The sequence below is a fragment of the Streptomyces sp. MspMP-M5 genome (assembly GCF_000373585.1).
GTDB lineage: Bacteria > Actinomycetota > Actinomycetes > Streptomycetales > Streptomycetaceae > Streptomyces.
The window spans coordinates 1-16,621 of the sequence record NZ_KB891930.1; the positions used below are offsets into that span (position 1 = coordinate 1).

Genomic DNA, 16,621 nt, shown 5'->3' on the forward strand with positions numbered 1-16,621 from the left:
TCAACTGCATCAACTGCATCAACTGCATCAACTGCACGTCTGTGGTTCGGGAACCTCCCGCCGACAGTTCCCATCCTTTGCCAGGGTTCGGGACCGCGTCCAAGACCTGTTGTGATAGCCATGAGTTATGGATGTCCATGGGCGCGATCTACGCTACTTCACCGCTGTCGCCGAGGAGTTGAGCTTTACCCGGGCCGCCGAGCGTCTGTTCGTCTCCCAGCCTGCGCTCAGCAAGCAGATACGGATGCTGGAGAAGCAGGTCGGCGCGTGTCTGTTCCACCGGGACCGGCGGGCGGTGAGGCTGACCGCGGTGGGGGAGGCCCTGCTGCCGCACGCCCGCGGGATGTTGGCCGCATGGGAGGCTGCCGAGGTGGCGGTGGAGGAGGCGAGGGCCGCCGAGCTGCACACCCTGGTGATCGGCATGTCCACCAGCCCGGGCCGCGGGCTGCTGCCCGCCTTGCGGACCCGGCTGGTCTCCCGGTACCCGCACGCACGGCTCGTCCTACGGCAGGTCAACTGGGCTGATCCCACTGCTGGGTTGGCGGACGGGTCCTGCGATGTGGCCTTCGTCTGGCTGCCGTTGCCGGACAGTGACCGCTATCAGCATGTGGTCGTGGCGCAGGAGCCCCGCCTTGTGGCACTGCCGCAGGGGCACTCCCTGGTGGCACGGGCCGCAGCCGACAGCGAGGGAACGGTGGACTTCACCGATCTCCTGGACGAGCCGTTCCTCGCCCTCCCCTCCGAGGCCGGCCCGCTGCGGGACTACTGGCTGGCCCTCGACGCCCGGGACGGTCGCGCGCCGCGGATAGGCGGGGTGGTGGGCAGCGCCGAGGAGACTCACGAGGCCGTCGCCAACGGCCAGGGCGTTGCACTACTGGCCACCGGCAACGCCCCACTGGTCGTCCGGGACGAGGTGATCGCCGTGCCAGTCAGGGGCATCTCCCCGTCCCGTCTGGCGGTAGCCGCCCGCCGGGACGACGAGCGGCCGTTGGTGCTGGCCTATCTGGCCGCGGCGGCAAAGGTGGGAGCCGGCACTTCCTGAACCGAGCCGCCCGGGGTTGGTTCCCATGAAGGTCGAGGCGGTGCCGGGGATGTTCCCGGTGCAGCCGCCGTCGGCCTGCACCTTGGTGATCGCCAGTACCGCCGGCACAGAAGGGTCGGCAGATCCCGTGTTCAGGGGCGAGCCTCTTTCACCGGCGGCCGTTTCCTCACGCGATGTTGCTCGACACCTCGATGCGCGAGGAACGGCCGCGCTGCTGTCCCGTGGAGGAACCAAGGTCAGCAGGTCGGGTGATCCTGCGAGGCCAGACACCAACCTCAGGACACCAACCTCAGGGGCTGATGGCCGGGTGAGGAGGGTTAGGTGGTTGTCGCGTGGGTGGCAACCGGTTCGGGGTTCCGGTGGGCCGGGGCGGTCAGGTGCACTGCGCCGGCCGGCGCCGGTACGGCAGCGAAGATCGCGTCCTGCTGCGCCTGGAGTTCGCGGCGACGCTCGGGCGGGGTGCTCGGCAGCCGCTGTTCCTCGTAGAGCTTGTGGGTCTCCAACTGGGCGGCCTTGCTTTCCGGGGTGTGGAACTGGACCTCGAAGAGCTGGCCCGAGCGGGGCGCGCGCCAGGCGGAGTTGACGGCCTTGTAACCCTTGGGGCGGCCCCAGGTGTTGGACCAGCGATGGGTGTCGTTGCCCCAGGAGGAGAGCAGCCCGGCGGCTACGGTGACGCCATGGGTGTACTGCCCGGTCGGCCACTGGAGCGTGTAGCGGACAGCGTCGTTGAGCGTGGCGAGCGAGGTCTCCACGCTCTGCCCGGGGGTCTCCTTCAACTTGGTGGCGATCTTCCGCTTGAGCGAGTCCGGGGACTTCAGCCGCTGGTCGAAGCCGACGAGCTGCGCGTGGCTGAGCAGCGCGGCGGTGCGGACCTGTGGGCTGATGGACCGCTCGGCCCGCCGTGCCCGGGCCAGGTATGCGTCGACTTTCTTGTTGTCACCGGCGTTCAGGTGCAGTCCGTCCTGACTCCAGCCGCCGTCGGGGTCGGTGGCGTGGGCCTGCACGGACGGGGTGGGCGCGGCGGCACGGGAGGGCGCGGCCGGGGCCGCGGTGGCGGTATGCACCGCGCCCGTTCCGAGGGCGGCGGCGAGGGCGGTTGCCAGCGCGGCCCGGGTGACGATGCGGCCGGTGCGGTGGTGAGTCATTGGTGTGCGGAGTTCCTCTCTGTCGGGGGCCGTATCGCTACGGCTGCCGTACCGAGCCCGCAGGCTGCACAGAGGCTCGGTACGGTCTGTGGCAAGAGGTGTAACGGGCCGCGCGCGTATTGGTGGCTGTCTGCACGGTCATGGGCCAGTACCTGGCCTGAACAGGTACGCAGCAAGGCGCGAAACGGCTGATGGGGTCACCAGGGACGTTGCGGGTTCACGGCGTGGCCGTCAGGCTCACCGCGAGCGCTCCGATCACCGCGCTCGACACCAACGCGGTGACCAGCCGTCCCCGCGGGCCGGTCAGCGCCCTGCCCAGTACGGCTCCGCCCGTGGCCAGGAGCAGTTGCCAACTCGCGGAGGCGGCGATCACGGCTGCGACGAAGGTGGCACGGGCAGGGGCGTTCCCCTCCGTGTGCCCGGCCAGGACGAGAGCCGAAAAGTAGACGATGGTCCAAGGATTGAGCAAGGTCAGGCACAGGAAGCCGAGGTAGGCACGTCCCGGGCGGCCCAGGGCGGACAGCGATCTCGTCGCATCCGGGGGGCTGCCTCTTTCACGTACCGCCGTCAGCGCGGTCCGGGTCGCCAGGCCCAGCAGGACCGCAGCGGCGACCCAGCGCAGCGGACCCGCGACGGGCTGGACGGCTCGTGAGAGGGCGGCCCCGCCGAGCACGGCGAGCCCCGCATAAAGACCGTCAGCGGTGGCCACGCCGAGCGCCGCCGAGGCGCCCACCCTCAGCGAGGTCCGCGCGGTCAGGCTCACGAGGAGGACGGCGAGCGCGCCGACGGGCACGGCGAGGGCGTATCCGGCCCACAGGCCCGGCAGGAGAGCGTCGGAGACGAGTGCGGAGACGGCCATGCAGGCAGTCTCGGCGGCCGCGAGCCTACGGGTCCATCGAATGTTTCCGCTCACAATCATGCACTCCCGCCGAATGGTTGGATGACGGCGTGATCGATCCCCGGCTCCAGACCCTGCGGGTCCTGCACGAACAGGGCACGGTCACCGCAACCGCCCGCGTTCTGCACCTCACCCCGTCCACCGTCTCCCAGCAACTGCGTCAACTCGCGGCACAGTTGGGCGTGCAGCTGCTGGAACCGGACGGGCGGCGGGTCCGGCTCACACCTGCCACGCTGGCGTCGCCTGCGTGCGGCGCGGCAGCGAAGAACACCCGGTGATCGCCCGCGGGTTGGCGGCACTGCGCGCGGCCGCCGCCGCTGATCGGGAGTGACAGACGGACGCCACATCAGCGGCGCCGGGTTGACCAGCGGACCGCCGTCGGCCGGGCAGGCAAGCACGGGCCCAGCTCGCATGCGCCCGGTGCAGGGCGATCCCGACGCTTCCGCCCGGCCATGACTCGGCACAGGCGGTCGCCGCGAGGCAGGTGACCGGGAGAGCCTCCACGGTCATCGATCGACACCGGGGGGCTCGGCCTCGAACTCCTCGGCGCCACCTGGAACAAAACTGACCGTCAGATTGCCCTGCCTTTATCCGGTGGCGCTACGTTTCGACGACGGGGCTGACGAGATCTCATCTGGGGGAACACGGTGGCACTGGAACTGCCCGACGCGGTGGTGTCGTTTCTCGATTTCATCGGCGTCCACTGGCCGAATGTCAACGAGGACAAGGTCAGCGAATTCGCCGGTCATGTACGGGACTTCGCAAACAATCTGCAGCAGAGTCACCAGGACGCCACCTCGTCGGTGGAGCAGTTGTCCGAGATCTATCAGGGCGCGTCCTATGACGCCCTGATGGCCAAGTGGGGCCAGCTGTCGTCGAGTCACATGAACGAGCTGGTGACCGCGTGCCACACGGTGGCGACCGCGCTGGACGCCGCGTCCGGTGTCATCGTGGGCATGAAGGCGGCGGCCATCGCCGAACTCGTGGCGCTGGCGGTGACGTTCGTCGCGGACCAGGCCGCCGCCGCCGTCACCTTCGGGCTCGCCGAGGTCGCGGAGGCCGGGATCATTGCGGCGGCCCGCAAGGCGACGAGCTATCTGGAACAGCAGTTGGAGCAGTACGTCGTCGGCCAGGTGATCGAGGCCGCCATCACCCCGCTCGTCGACGTGGTCGGCAAGGCGGTCGGCGGACTCGTCTACGAGAGCACCGCCAAGGCCCTCGGTGTCGCCGGCGGCGGGGGTGCCGGGGAGAGCTTCTCCGTCCATCCCGAGGAACTGCACGCCCGCTCGCAGAAGCTGTCCGCACACGCCGAGACGGTGGCGGCGCACGCCGAGGACTTCAAGAACAAGCTGAGCGGGGTGAGTTTCGCGTGACGAACCGCATCGTCAAGGCGCTGGAGGACGGCGCGGTCCGGCTCGGCAAGACGCTCGGCGACGACGCCGGGAAGGCCGTCAAGAACCTCTACCACGACACCGGCGACCGCCTGCGGCAGGTGGCGAAGAACCACGCGGAAACCGACGCCAAGCACGCGTCGGCCATGGACGACATCCTCAAGGGCCGGCACGGTGACATGCCCAAGGCCCCGCACACCGGCCCGTCCTCGGCGCCGCATCCCTCGTCACCGCACCCGTCGCCGGGGTCGGAGGGCCCCAAGGGCCCCTCGAAGGGCCCCGGATCCGGTCGGCCGAACTCCTCCGACCCCTCGTCGCTGCGGGACGGGGTCAACCGCGACGGCGTGGGATCGTCCAAGCCCGCGGGCGGCCGCTGCAAGGGCGGCGACCCCGTCGACCTGGTGTCGGGCGAGATGGTCCTCACCGAGACCGACGTGCGCCTGCCCGGCCTGCTCGATCTCGTCGTCGAGCGCACCCATCTGTCGTCCTACCGGTGCGGCAAGTGGTTCGGCGGTTCGTGGGCCTCGACCCTGGACCAGCGTCTGGAGGCCGATGAGCGGGGACTCGTCCTCGCGACCTCCGACGGCATGCTGCTCTCGTACGACGTGCCCACCCCGCAAGCCGCGGTCCTTCCCCACCACGGCCCGCGCCGCGAGCTGCGCTGGGACGGGACGCCGGCCGGCGAGATCCGCGTCACCGACCGCGGGACCGGGCACACCCTGCACTTCCTGCCGGCCTCCGTGACCCCGGAGGAGGCGGCGGCCGGCCGGGTGTCCCTCCCCCTGGAGGCGATATCCGACCGCAACGGTCACCGGGTCGACATCTGGCGCGACGACGACGGCACCCCCTTCGAGATCCGGCACAGCGGCGGCTACCGCCTCGCCGTCGACACCGACGGCGGCCGCATCGTGGCCCTCCGCCTCCTCGGTGCCGAGGCCGGCCGGAACGGCGAAGATGCCGCCCCCGGCACGGTGTTGCGGCGCTACGACTACGACGACGGCCACCTCACCGCCGTCACCGACGCGCTCGGCCACACCACGCGCTTCCGGTACGACGACGCGGGCCGCATCGTCGAACGCGTCGACCGCAACGGCGGCTGGTACCGCTGGGAGTACGACACGGCCGACCGCTGCGTGCGCGGCACCGGATCCGACGGCTACCTCTCCTGCACACTCGCCTACGACCCCGTCAACCGCGCCAACAGCTACACCGACTCCCTCGGCCGCACCACCGTCTACCACTACGACGAGCAGCGGCGCCTGACCGGCTGGACCAACGCCGAGGGTCACCGTACGCACCGCACCTGGACCGGCCCGGACCTGCTCGCCTCGGTCACCGACGAGCTGGGGCACACCAGCAGCTACACCTACGACGAGCACGGCAACCTCACCTCGGTCACCCGCCCCGACGGCCGCACGACCCGTGCCGCCTACGACGCCCTGGGCCTACCGACCGAGATCGTCGAGGTCGACGGCGCGACCTGGCGGCACGAGTACGACGCCCACGGCAACCAGATCCGCACCACGGACCCGACCGGCGCGGTCACCGGCTTCGCCTACGACCGCGGCAGGCTGACCGCCGTCACCGACGCCCTGGGCAACACCCGCACGATCGCGAGCAATCCGGCCGGCCTGCCGCTGGCGGTCACCGATCCGCTGGGCCACACCACGGTCGTCGAGCGCGACGCGTTCGGCCGGGTCAGCTGCTACACCGATGCCTGCGGGCGTACCGAGCGGTTCGGCTGGACCGCCGAGGGCAAACCGGCCTGGCGGGAGTTCGCCGACGGCGCGACCGAGGCGTGGGAGTGGGACGGCGAGGGCAATCTGGTGGCCCACACCGACCGCCTGGGCCAGGTGTCCCGTTTCACCTACACCCACTTCGGGCTGCCCCTCACCCGCACCACCCCCGACGGGACCACCCACACCTTCGCGCACGACAGCGAGCTGCGGCTGACCACCGTCACCGACCCGCGCGGCCACACCTGGGACTACGCGTACAACGCGGTGGGCCGGCTCGTCTGGGAGAGCGACTTCCAGGGCCGGACCGTGGAGTACCGGCCCGATCCCACCGGTGAACTCGCCGCCCGCACCAGCGCTGCGGGCCACACCACGGTGTTCATCCGCGACGAGCTGGGCCGCACCGTCGAGGAGCACTCGTCCGACGGCATCGCCACCTTCGCCTACGACCCGGCCGGCTGCCTGCTGCGGGCCGCCAACGCCACCACCACCGTCACCCAGACCTACGACGCCCTCGGCCGCAAGCTCTCCGAGGACGTCAACGGCCGCACCACGACCTGGACCTACGACGCACTGGGCCGGCGCACCAGCCGACGCACCCCCAGCGGGGTGCTCTCCACGTGGTCCTACGACGCCGCGGGGCGCCCGGCCGCCCTCGACGTCGGGGACGACCGGGTGGGCTTCACCTTCGACGACGCCGACCGGGAGGTGCGGCGGCTCATCGGCCCCGACCTCGTCCTGTCCCACGAGTGGGACACCGCGGGCCGGCTCAGCGCCCAAGCAGTCGTCCACGGCGCCGACACCCTCCAGCACCGCGCCTACGCCTACCGCGCCGACGGACACCTCCGCGGCATCACGGACTCCGCAGGCGGCACCCGGCACTTCGAACTCGACCCCGACGGCCGGGTCACCGCCGTGCGCGCCCAGGACTGGACCGAGACCTACGCCTACGACAGCGCCGGCAACCTCACACACGCCGCGACCCCCGGTGACGACGCGGCCGGTACGGAGCGCACCTTCACCGGCAACCGCATCGAGCGGTGCGGACGCCACACCTACGCCTACGACGAGGACGGCCGGATGGTGCGCCGCACCACGCGGCTCCTCAACGGCCAGACCCGCACCGCACACTTCACGTGGAACACGGCGGACCAGCTCACCGACGCCGTGCTGGCCGACGGCTCCCACTGGACGTACGAGTACGACACGGCGGGCCGGCGCACCGCCAAGCGCCGTCTCGACGGGGACGGGGGCACGGCCGCGGAGATCCGTTTCGTCTGGGACGGTACCCGGCTCGCGGAGCAGCTGACGTCGGACGGCACCGCCACCGCGTGGGAGTACCACTCCGGCACCCACCGGCCGCTCACCCAGACCGTCGTCCACCCCGGAGGCCGCCACGACTTCCACACCGTGGTCACCGATGTCTCGGGCGCCCCGACGGAACTGGTCACCCCCGACGGGCGGATCACCTGGCGGCTGCGCACCACGGCCTGGGGAGAACCCGTCGGCGACGGGAGCGGCGACCACGGCTGTCCCCTGCGGTTCCCCGGCCAGTACGCCGACGCCGAAACCGGGTGGAACTACAACTACTTCCGTCACTACGACCCACAGACGGCCCGCTACCTCACCCCCGACCCACTCGGTCTGACGGCAGCCCCCAACCACTACGCCTACGTCGACAACCCGCTCACCACCGCCGACCCCCTGGGCCTGACGCCGCAGCGGGGGCCGAACGGCCGCTTCCTCCCGAACCCGAACGGCCCGGCCACCCACAACCGCGACAGCGAATACCCCAGCAGCTACCGGCAGTCGACCCACGACGCCATGGCGGCCAAGTGGACGGCCGAAGGCCAGGCCCAGGGCGGCGTGCCACGCTTCCCCGCCGGCCACCCGGAGGCCGGCCAGCGCATCCCGCGAGACCAGCTCAACTGGTTCAACTCCAAGGGGGAACCGGTACCCGCCGGCAAGGACCAGCTCACCTACGAGCACCTGCACCCGGTCGTCGACCACTGGAACAAGACCGGCTACAACTCCGACCGCCCCACCCGCAACGACTTCTACAACGACGCCAATAACATGGAGCCCATGTCCCGCAAGGACAACTCCAGCGGCGGAGGCAAGATGACCTCCACCTACCGCCAGGACACCGGCCCGAACTACTCCTGCACCTGAGCAGGACGATCCCCACCCCAGAGGAGCCACCCACCATGGACCTGACGTCGAAGCTGGCCGACCAGCCCGGCGCGGAGCCCGTACCCGGCGTGCCGGACGCCTGGCACTGGTCACGCATGATCTTCTCGTTCGACGCCGTGGTCGCACGGGGCCGCGTACTGGAGATGCGCGTGATGGGCGAGTACGACCCGGCGCTGGCCCGCGCCGTGCTGGAACTGGCCCGCGACCACGCGGAGCAGGTCGTCGGCGGCGAGCGTCCGCTCGTGGCGCTGGACGGGCTCGCCTGCCCCGGCTGGGACTTCGACACGGTCGCCGCCGTCGGACCGGAGGTGCACGAGTACCACGGGCAGGAGGACGCCGACCTCCACAAGGCGACGGTGGCGCTCTTCCCCGCCTGGCGGCAGGAGTTCTCCGGCACCGAGACCCTCGCCGAGGCCCGCCACCAGTTCGACCGCGGCCTCCAGCCGACGCGGCTGCGCCGTGACCCGGTCCCCTTCCTGCGGATGCGCTACCGCAACGAGCGCACCGGAAGCCACAGCGAGGGCTCCGAGCGCGGCCTGGCGACCTTGGACGTCCTGCAGCACGAACTGTCCCTCTTGCCCGGTTCCCCCGGCAGCCATGTCGAGTGGGAGAACCGCCTCGGCACCGTCTTCCGGGCCGAGTGCGGGGCCGAGCTGACGGTGCGGGGAGCGGACGGAGAACGCCCGACGACCGGGGACGCCCTGGTCGCGCTGGCCGAGCAGTCGGTGCTGCGCCCGGAGGAGGCCGCGTGACCGCCACCCGCGCCCTCACCGCCACCGGAGCCGTGTACGACGGCCCCGACGCGGAAACCCTCTACGACCTGCTCAGCGAACTGAACCTGGCACTTCCGTTCCTCGTCGTGGAACGTGCGGACGGCCGCGATCCGGAGCAGCACTACATCCAGGTCCACCTCGCGGAGGACGGGAGTTGTCTCGTGGAGTACCGCGACGGCGGCCCCGACCAGCACTTCCGCACCCTCGTGGCGCCGCCCTACGCCATGAAGGGCCACGACGAGGTCGCCGCCCTCGTCACGAGCTGGGCACAGGACGACGGCGAGTGGCGCCTCCGGGGCCACTGGCAGCGGGTACAAGTGTGAGCATCTGAGACACGGCTCCGCCGCCCCCACGAGCCCGACCGCGGGGGCGGCCGTGCCATCCTCCGCGGGTGTGCCGTGGCCCCGGCGAGGCGGCCACCGCCGATGATCGTGCCGAGTGTGTCGGCGGGTTCGAGGGAGATTGGCGAGCAAGTGCTTGGCGTCGGTCTTGGACGGGGCGATGTGCGGGAACGGGAGCCGCGCCGCGTTCTGGGCTGCGGTCGCGGGGGGCCCGCTCCCTCACCTCCTGGTCACCCCCTGCCGTTCGCGGTACGGGCGAGGGCGTGAGTGATCATCTCGGCCCGTGCGTTGATCATGAACATGCTGCCCGCGTAGAAAAGGTCGCCGGAGGCGATGTCGCCCAGTGCGAAGAACCGCGGGACGTCTTCGGGAACGGCGGCACGCAGGGCGTTGCTGGCGACGTCGATGCGCATGCCGCCGAGCGGGTTGCGGACGGCCAGGCCGGACTCGGTGAGGGAGTCGAGGAAGGGCTCTGCCCGGCTGCCGGTGGCGGCCAGCCCGGAACGGGTGGCGTTGACCACTGTGTCCACCCGAGTCAGCCGTCCGCCGCCGTCCTCCAGGGTGAACCCGCCGCCCGCACGAGCGGTGACGGTGGCCGTGCGGGGCCGTACCGTCAGCTGGCCGCTGTCCATGGCGTTCAGCAGGGCCCTGGCCGTGGGCGGCGGCATCGGGTTGTACAGCGGTTTGCTGAACGCGTGGAACCGATTCAGGAACAGCCGCCGGTCGACGTCCGGCATGGCGCACCAGACGGGTTCCCGCACCTGGTGCATCATCGCCGCCACTGCCGACTGGCAGGCGTTGTGGTCGAGCCGGGAGAGGTCCTCGCGCAGCCGCTCCGCCGCGGGCCGGTCCGCGGCGAGCGCGCCGAGGTCCACCCCGGCCGCGGTCAGCTCGTCGCGCAGCAGGCGCCAGGTGTCCCGTATCCGCAGCGCCCCGTCGCGCGCCACCCGGCGACGCACCGCCTCCGGCGTCAAATGGGTTAACTCGTATGGGCGTTGGGTGGCGCGTACCCCTGGCAACAAGCCGTGCCGAGAGGTCATGGTGATCAGCCCGCGGTGTCCGGAACGCAGCAGTCCGAGGGCGACGTCCACCCCGGACAGACCGCTGCCCAGTACCAGGACGTGGGCGTCGGCGGCTATCGCGGGCAGTACCGAGTGCAACGGATAGGGGTCCGGGTGGAAGCCGGGGGCGCCGGTCAGCAGGTAGGGGTCGGCGGGCTCGCCGGTCCCCAGACACAGCACCACCCGGTCGAAGTGGCCGACGCCGCGTGCGCTGCGGACCATCACGTCGTCGGCGGTCGCCTTCGCCTCGACGGCGAACTCCGGTACGACCCCCACGGTCCAGCCACGCCGCTCGGCGTCGGCACGGCAGGACTCCAGATGGGCCGTCAGGTACTCGCCGTAAACCCGGCGCGGGACGTAGGAGTCCACCGGCAGCGACGCGTACGGGGTGTCCCGGTACCGCGGTTCATGGTGCAGCCAGCGCAGAAAGTGGCCCCGATCCGCGCACCGTACCGACATATACCCGGCTTCCCGGTTGACCAGGGCGCAGTCCAGGTCCGGGCGGTAGGCACGGCCGGTGGCCAGATTGGCCGATCCCTCGTACACGGTGATGGCACAGCGCCTCTCCTCGCCCTCGAAACGGCGCAGCATGCTGTCCAGCAGGCTGACCGCCGCCGCTCCACCGCCGATCACCGCCACACGCATCGCGTATTCCTCTCCCACCGGCAGGGTCTGGATGAGAGAGTCCGAAGTCCCGCCTGCCCCACGGCGCCTGGACTTCGGGCTCACTCATCTAGCGGTCCGCGTCCAGATCGATGACGGGCAACCCGCGCGCCTCGTCCAGGCGCCTGGTCAACGGGATCGGGAACTCGGTGACGATGACCTCCAACGTCGGCCGTACCGTGGCTCGTTGCACGTGACCGCCGACGGTCGAGCCGTCCCGGCGGCCGAGCACCGCGTGCATGTGGACGGAGGGCCGCCCGCCCTTGAGCGCGATGTTGCCGGTCAGGCTGAGCACCTCGGTGTGCTCGGTGACCGGGATCGGGACGTGCGTCCTGCTCTCCGGGTCGAAGAGGGAGAGCGCGGCGTCGCGGAAGGCGCCGATTCCGGTGAACGAGGCCCCGGCCACCGAGTGGGCGGTGGCGAACTCCTCCAGTACGGGGAGCACGTCGTCGTCCTGGTCGAAGACGACGGCGAACATCCGGGGTGCGTCATCGGTCAGCAGGCGGCTGTGCATGTGGGTCAACTCGCTCTCGTGGTGCTGGCGGCCGAGTCGCCGCCGGTGACTTCGCCTTGCGTGGGCACGGCCGGCGCGGCCCGCCAACGTGCCTTCAACCGGCCGACCAGGTCGAACTGGTTGATGACCAGTCCCAGGATGACCAGCAGGATCGCAACGGCCTTCAGCGTGCCCAGCGGCTCGCCGATGATCAGTATGGAGGAGGCCATCCCGAAGACCGGCACGAGCAGCGACAACGGGGCCACGTGGGAGGTCTTGTAGTTGCGCAGCAGATGACCCCACAGGGTGAAGCCGAAGAGAATCGTCGGGTACACCATGTAGGCCAGCGAACCGATGCCCGCCCAGCCCATGTGGTCGAAGGAGTGGGTGATCGAACCCCAGCCGTTGACGCCCAGCGAGAGCAGGAACATCGGGACCGGCGGGATGAGGCTCGCCCACACCGTGAACGCCAGCGCGTCGCTCGGGTGGGCCTTCTTGATGACGATGTTGGCCGTCGCCCACGACAACGACGCGCCGATCACCAGCACCGCGCCGACGGCGGTGACCGACCCGTCGGTGATCCCTATGATCAACGCGATCCCGACGGCCGCCACCACCACGCCGGTCAGCTGACGCGGAACGACCCGCTCGCGCAGCACGGCCGCCGCCAGTCCGATGGTCCAGAACGCCTGGAGTTGCATCACCACCGAGGCGAGCCCGGCGGAGAACCCGAAGTGCATCCCCGCGAAGAGCAGACCGAATTGTCCGATCCCGAAGAACAACCCGTATAACGCGATGTAACGCCACGGTACTTGGGGGCGTTTGAAGAAGAACACCGCGGGCACGGCCGCCAGCAGGAACCGCAGTGAGGCGAGCAGATAGGGGTCGAACGACCGCAGTCCGATGTCGATGACGGCGAAGTTGACCCCCCAGATCACCATCACCAGGATGCCGCCCAGAAGCTTCGAAATCGGCAAGGAGCCCTCCTCAACGGGTGCTGTCGACAGGCGGGGCAGCCTGTTCGGTACGTATCACCTGGAACGCCTCGGCCAGTCGGCCGTCCGCCAGACCGCCCGCTTCGGCCTGCCCACGCAACCTCGAACGTATGCCATCCGCCAGGTTCGCACGATGGGCGGTCTGCGAGGTGTGGGCGCGCAGTGCGGCCAGCTTGCGGTCGAACACGTCGGTGACGTCGACCCAGGTGTCGGGGCGCGGCGAGGTCATCACCCAGATCTCCGGGACGATGCACGGCCGCAGCCCCTCGGACAGCAGCTCCGGGTAGGCGCGCGGGTTGCGGGCGTCCGGGTAGAGCGCCGCCAGCGCGGCCTCTCCTGCGGCGCGGTGGTCGGGATGGATGTCCGGCAGGAAGTCCCAGTTGATCTCCGGACTCTGGATCAGCGCCCGCTGCGGGCGGACCCGTCGGATCACCCGGGTGATCTCCCGCCGCAGTTCCAGGCCGGCCGTCAACTCCCCGTCGGGCAGGCCGAGAAAAACGACCTCCTTGACGCCGAGGGCGTCGGCGGCGGCTCGCTGTTCCGCCTCCCGGACGGCGGCCAGTTCGGCGCGGGGCACGGCCGGGTCCTCACCCCCGGCCGCTCCGTCGGTCAGCACCAGATAGGTCACCTCGGTGCCTGCCGCGGTCCAGTGCGCGATGGTGCCGCCCGCCTTGAAGTCCGTGTCGTCCGGGTGCGCCGCGATGGCCAGCACCCGCTCCACCCGGCCGAACGGGGGCTGCGCGGGTCCGGCGTCCGTCATGCGGGCTTCACCCCGGCGGTGAACAGGAAGGACCGCGGCACGTTGGGCACCGAGCGCGGCGGCACCGGGTGCGGCCAGCGGTCGAAGGAGGCACCCTCCTCCCCTGGCTGGAGGAGTTCCGTGGTCGCCCAGCCGCAGGACTCCAGGAACTCCTCCGGGGCGTCGGTGCCGAACAGCCAGGGGTTGCCGTCCTCCATCAGTACCCGCATGAAGCCCTTGGCGAGCGGGTTCTTGAGGGTGGCCCGGCTGGTCATGTCGCCGATCAGAACGGACCCGGGCGCGGAGAGCTCACCCAGCGAACCCAGCAGACCGCGGACCACGTCCTCGGGCAGGAAGAAGAACAGTCCCTCGGCCACCCACAGGGTCGGCTGCCCGGCGTCGAAGCCCGCGGCGCGCAGCTCGTCCTGCCATTCGCCGGCCAGGTCGACCGGTACCGCCCGGCACCGGCTGACGGCTCCCTGCGCACGCTGCGGGGGGTTCTCGGCCAGCAGCGCCGCCTTGGTCTCCAGCAGCGCCGGCCGGTCCAGTTCGTAGAGCGTGACCCCCTCGGGCCAGGTCAGCCGGACGGCGCGCATGTCCATCCCGGCGGCCACCAGCACCACCTGGCGGATGCCGCGTTCCTGGACGGTGCGCACGATGGCGTCGTCCATGTACCGGCTGCGCACCAGCACGAACGGGACGACTGCGGAACCGGCGTAGCGTTCGAGCAGTGCGAAGCCGGTCTCACCGGCGACCAGCCGCGCGTAGGGGTCGTGGAAGATGCGGTCCGGCCGTTCGGACTCGATCGCGCGCGCGGCGGCGGTCCACTGCGCGGTCTTGGACACGGGTTCCATGACCTGATTCACCGGTTCCATGCGTTACTGCTCCCCGTCTGTCGAGGTTGTGTCCGGGTGTTGTTCAGACATCGCGGCGTCTGTTGTCAGGTATCCCGGCGCCGGAAGATGCTGTGCAGGACCATGCTGAAGACCGCGGATCCCTGCGGGTTCAGCAGTTCGCACCGGGGGCGGACGATGCCGGAAGCGCGGCGACCGAGCACCGGGGAGATCCCCAGTACGGTCATCCGGGCCTGCAGCACGTCCCCGGGCCGCACCGGATGGTGGAAACGCATCTCGTCCACCCCTGGAGAGCCCTCCCCGGCGGACCGGTTCAGGATCTCCTCGACGTACCGTCGCATGAACAGCGACGCCGTCAGCCAGCCACTGGCCACCAGGCCGCCGAAGGCGGAGTCCCGGGCCCGCTCCGGGTCGGTGTGGAAGACCTGCGGGTCATAGGCGCGGCCGAAGTCGAGGATCTCCTCCTCGGTGACCACGACCTTGCCCAGCTCGAACACGTCCCCCACGTGGAAATCTTCTAGGTAGAGCATTGCCGAACCGACCTACCATTCCGCGCTGACGAGTTCTTCCGGCCGGGCCCCGGCCAGCCGGTACCGTTCCGGGGCGGCCGGCCGCCCGGTGTAGAGCCGGAAGAGGGTGGGGACATCGGTGTGCAGCCGCGCCGGTTCCCGGCCCTCGACCGGTGAGCCGAGGACCAGTTCCCGGTCGTCGAGCGTGACGTGCACCCGAGGGGTGGCGGCCACCCGGGCGCATCCGGCGAGCGCCGCCAGCGCCTCCGGCGCCCCCGCGCTCCGGTACGCGTCGGACATTCCCAGCGCTTCCCGGACGTCGCCGCCGTGGATCCACGTGCCCAGGGCCGCCAGATCCTTGGTGCCACCGGCCGCGCGGATCGCGGGGCCGGCCACCGTCAGACCGCGCTCGAACTCGTCCAGCACGTCGGCGAACGGCCAGTCCCGGCGCTCCTCGACATCCCGCTGGTTCTGGTCGTGGCTCGCTCGGTACGCCGCGCCGGCGGTCAGCCCCACCAGCGCCGCAGCACAGTGCGCCACCACGTCGCGCACCGTCCACGCCGGGCATACGGTGCCCCGTTCCCACATGTCTGACGGCAGGTCGCGCAGCGTGGGCACCAGGGTCTCGCGCTCGGCCCGCAGCAGTCGCTCGGGCCCGGTCTCGACGGCAGGTGCGGTCACGCCACGCCTGCCCGGAAGTACCGCTCCTCGATCCGCCGCAGGGTGCGGAAGTCGTCGACGTCCAGGGTCTCCATGTCGATCTCCTCGCCGCTGAGCCGCGAGACCAGAAGCATGAACTCGACGAAGGCGAGGGAGTCGATGAGCCGGTTCTCCAGGATGTCGAGATCCGGGTCTATGTCGGGTGTCTCCGGGTGGCGGGCCAGGATCCACTGCTTGAGCTGTTCCCGTTCAGCGTGCATGCGAGGTCCCTTCGATGGTTGCGGCTGATGCCAGTGCCTGGTCTGCCTTCGCGACGGCTTCGCCGGCCGCCCCCCAGTCGCCGTAGCGGTCGTGCAGCACGGCGAGCCACCGCTCCAGGCCGAACGCGACGCAACTGGTGAACACCGGCCGCCCGCTGTCGGCCAGTTGGATGGCGCAGCGCTCGCCGAAGAAGTTGCGGTGCTTGTTCACCGACGCGATGGCGAGTTCTCCGGCCAGGAACTCGTACTTGACCGGCGCGATGCGTTGCAGCAGCGCGCGCGGACCCTCGCCGTCGAAGAACGGGTCGGTCGCCGCCTCCTTGCGCAACGGCAGGTCCAGCGCCTCGGCGAACCGCAGGATGCGCGACGAGAAGCGGTTGATGTGTTCCTCGACGAACTCCTGCTCGCCCAGGGCCACGATCTCGCGCATGTGGAAGCCGAGCAGCCTGCGCAGCCCGGTGTACCTCTCCTCCCGGCGGAAGCATCGTCCCACCAGGGTGATCAGGGTGTTGCCCGGCAGGCTGGTGCCCTCCAGCCCCAGGTAGACCGCATAGCAGGTGGCCGACGGCAGGCCGATCTCCGCGCTCTGCAGCTGCTCCGACGGGAACGCCTCGATGGCGGAGGCGTCCTGGCCCTGCGGGCGGCGCTCCAGGTCCAGCGCGTTGACCACCAGCGCCTGCTGCGGGAAGTTCTGGTAGTAGTCGAGTTTCGCCAGCTTGGCCACCGGCAGCAGCGGTGCGCCGATGACCGGTTCGGCGCCGTCTTCGGTGCCCCACCGCTCGAACATGTCGTCCAGGTGCCGCAGGAGCCGGGCTTCGCCGGTAGGCAGGTAGGCGAGACCGTTCGTTTCCATGCAGATCTCCTTCGC

General features: G+C 70.7%; 16 protein-coding genes and 1 pseudogene. 6 read left to right on the forward strand and 11 right to left on the reverse strand.

The window, feature by feature from the left end:
- Positions 1–127: 127 nt before the first annotated feature.
- Complete coding sequence (locus B073_RS0133105; RefSeq protein WP_018542371.1) at positions 128–1,042, forward strand: LysR family transcriptional regulator; 915 nt, start codon at positions 128–130, stop codon at positions 1,040–1,042.
- Between the two features lie 317 nt (positions 1,043–1,359).
- Here B073_RS0133105 and B073_RS0133110 read toward each other — a convergent pair whose 3' ends face one another.
- Positions 1,360–2,187: a hypothetical protein gene (locus tag B073_RS0133110; RefSeq protein WP_018542372.1), complete on the reverse strand. Its 828-nt coding sequence runs from the start codon at positions 2,185–2,187 to the stop codon at positions 1,360–1,362.
- 217 nt (positions 2,188–2,404) lie between these two features.
- Positions 2,405–3,046, reverse strand: a complete 642-nt coding sequence (locus tag B073_RS0133115) for a LysE family transporter (RefSeq protein ID WP_018542373.1) — start codon at positions 3,044–3,046, stop codon at positions 2,405–2,407.
- An 89-nt stretch (positions 3,047–3,135) separates the two neighbouring features.
- On the opposite strand from B073_RS0133115, the pseudogene B073_RS0133120 reads away from it, so the two are divergent.
- From B073_RS0133120 to B073_RS0133140, 5 genes and pseudogenes are all read left to right on the forward strand, one after another.
- Positions 3,136–3,315, forward strand: a pseudogene (locus B073_RS0133120) (helix-turn-helix domain-containing protein); the annotation flags it as partial.
- 417 nt (positions 3,316–3,732) lie between these two features.
- A complete protein-coding gene (locus B073_RS0133125) occupies positions 3,733–4,458 on the forward strand; it encodes a WXG100 family type VII secretion target (protein WP_018542375.1) in 726 nt (241 codons plus the stop codon).
- A complete protein-coding gene (locus tag B073_RS41960) occupies positions 4,455–8,384 on the forward strand; it encodes a DUF6531 domain-containing protein (protein ID WP_018542376.1) in 3,930 nt (1,309 codons plus the stop codon). The genes B073_RS0133125 and B073_RS41960 overlap by 4 nt, the downstream gene beginning before the upstream one ends.
- 35 nt (positions 8,385–8,419) lie before the next feature.
- Entirely contained in the window at positions 8,420–9,157 is a 738-nt protein-coding gene (locus B073_RS0133135; RefSeq protein ID WP_018542377.1) for a hypothetical protein, read from the forward strand.
- On the forward strand, positions 9,154–9,501 hold the full coding sequence (locus tag B073_RS0133140) for a hypothetical protein (RefSeq protein WP_018542378.1): 348 nt from the start codon (positions 9,154–9,156) through the stop codon (positions 9,499–9,501). Before B073_RS0133135 ends, B073_RS0133140 begins: the two co-directional genes overlap by 4 nt.
- A 248-nt stretch (positions 9,502–9,749) precedes the next feature.
- On the opposite strand, the gene B073_RS0133145 is transcribed toward B073_RS0133140, so the two are convergent.
- The 9 genes from B073_RS0133145 to B073_RS0133185 all read right to left on the reverse strand — a co-directional run bounded on the left by B073_RS0133145 (position 9,750) and on the right by B073_RS0133185 (position 16,606).
- Positions 9,750–11,225, reverse strand: coding sequence for an FAD/NAD(P)-binding protein (locus B073_RS0133145; RefSeq protein ID WP_018542379.1), 1,476 nt, complete (start codon positions 11,223–11,225; stop codon positions 9,750–9,752).
- Between the two features lie 88 nt (positions 11,226–11,313).
- On the reverse strand, positions 11,314–11,757 hold the full coding sequence (locus tag B073_RS0133150; RefSeq protein WP_018542380.1) for a PPC domain-containing DNA-binding protein: 444 nt from the start codon (positions 11,755–11,757) through the stop codon (positions 11,314–11,316).
- Between the two features lie 5 nt (positions 11,758–11,762).
- The gene (locus tag B073_RS41965; RefSeq protein ID WP_018542381.1) at positions 11,763–12,713 is read right to left on the reverse strand and encodes an EamA family transporter; all 951 of its coding nucleotides are present in this window, start codon (positions 12,711–12,713) and stop codon (positions 11,763–11,765) included.
- A 10-nt stretch (positions 12,714–12,723) separates the two neighbouring features.
- A complete protein-coding gene (locus tag B073_RS0133160; RefSeq protein WP_018542382.1) occupies positions 12,724–13,491 on the reverse strand; it encodes a PIG-L deacetylase family protein in 768 nt (255 codons plus the stop codon).
- Positions 13,488–14,324, reverse strand: coding sequence for a class I SAM-dependent methyltransferase (locus B073_RS0133165; protein ID WP_037813543.1), 837 nt, complete (start codon positions 14,322–14,324; stop codon positions 13,488–13,490). Before B073_RS0133165 ends, B073_RS0133160 begins: the two co-directional genes overlap by 4 nt.
- A gap of 86 nt (positions 14,325–14,410) precedes the next feature.
- Positions 14,411–14,830 (reverse strand): MaoC/PaaZ C-terminal domain-containing protein, encoded by a 420-nt coding sequence (locus tag B073_RS0133170; protein ID WP_018542384.1) that lies wholly within the window; start codon positions 14,828–14,830, stop codon positions 14,411–14,413.
- A 36-nt stretch (positions 14,831–14,866) separates the two neighbouring features.
- Complete coding sequence (locus B073_RS0133175) at positions 14,867–15,514, reverse strand: maleylpyruvate isomerase family mycothiol-dependent enzyme (RefSeq protein ID WP_018542385.1); 648 nt, start codon at positions 15,512–15,514, stop codon at positions 14,867–14,869.
- A complete protein-coding gene (locus tag B073_RS0133180; RefSeq protein WP_018542386.1) occupies positions 15,511–15,753 on the reverse strand; it encodes a hypothetical protein in 243 nt (80 codons plus the stop codon). The genes B073_RS0133175 and B073_RS0133180 overlap by 4 nt, the downstream gene beginning before the upstream one ends.
- The gene (locus B073_RS0133185; protein WP_018542387.1) at positions 15,743–16,606 is read right to left on the reverse strand and encodes a hypothetical protein; all 864 of its coding nucleotides are present in this window, start codon (positions 16,604–16,606) and stop codon (positions 15,743–15,745) included. Before B073_RS0133185 ends, B073_RS0133180 begins: the two co-directional genes overlap by 11 nt.
- Positions 16,607–16,621: the final 15 nt, after the last annotated feature.

What these genes read in the sequence shown, in the direction of transcription:
- B073_RS0133115 (WP_018542373.1), bottom strand. Translation starts at nt 3,046, where the DNA reads ATGGCCGTCTCCGCACTCGTCTCCGACGCTCTCCTGCCGGGCCTGTGG.
- B073_RS0133180 (WP_018542386.1), bottom strand. Translation starts at nt 15,753, where the DNA reads ATGCACGCTGAACGGGAACAGCTCAAGCAGTGGATCCTGGCCCGCCAC.
- B073_RS0133135 (WP_018542377.1), top strand. Translation starts at nt 8,420, where the DNA reads ATGGACCTGACGTCGAAGCTGGCCGACCAGCCCGGCGCGGAGCCCGTA.
- B073_RS0133145 (WP_018542379.1), bottom strand. Translation starts at nt 11,225, where the DNA reads ATGCGTGTGGCGGTGATCGGCGGTGGAGCGGCGGCGGTCAGCCTGCTG.
- B073_RS0133105 (WP_018542371.1), top strand. Translation starts at nt 128, where the DNA reads ATGGATGTCCATGGGCGCGATCTACGCTACTTCACCGCTGTCGCCGAG.
- B073_RS0133110 (WP_018542372.1), bottom strand. Translation starts at nt 2,187, where the DNA reads ATGACTCACCACCGCACCGGCCGCATCGTCACCCGGGCCGCGCTGGCA.
- B073_RS0133150 (WP_018542380.1), bottom strand. Translation starts at nt 11,757, where the DNA reads ATGCACAGCCGCCTGCTGACCGATGACGCACCCCGGATGTTCGCCGTC.
- B073_RS0133165 (WP_037813543.1), bottom strand. Translation starts at nt 14,324, where the DNA reads ATGGAACCCGTGTCCAAGACCGCGCAGTGGACCGCCGCCGCGCGCGCG.
- B073_RS0133185 (WP_018542387.1), bottom strand. Translation starts at nt 16,606, where the DNA reads ATGGAAACGAACGGTCTCGCCTACCTGCCTACCGGCGAAGCCCGGCTC.
- B073_RS0133160 (WP_018542382.1), bottom strand. Translation starts at nt 13,491, where the DNA reads ATGACGGACGCCGGACCCGCGCAGCCCCCGTTCGGCCGGGTGGAGCGG.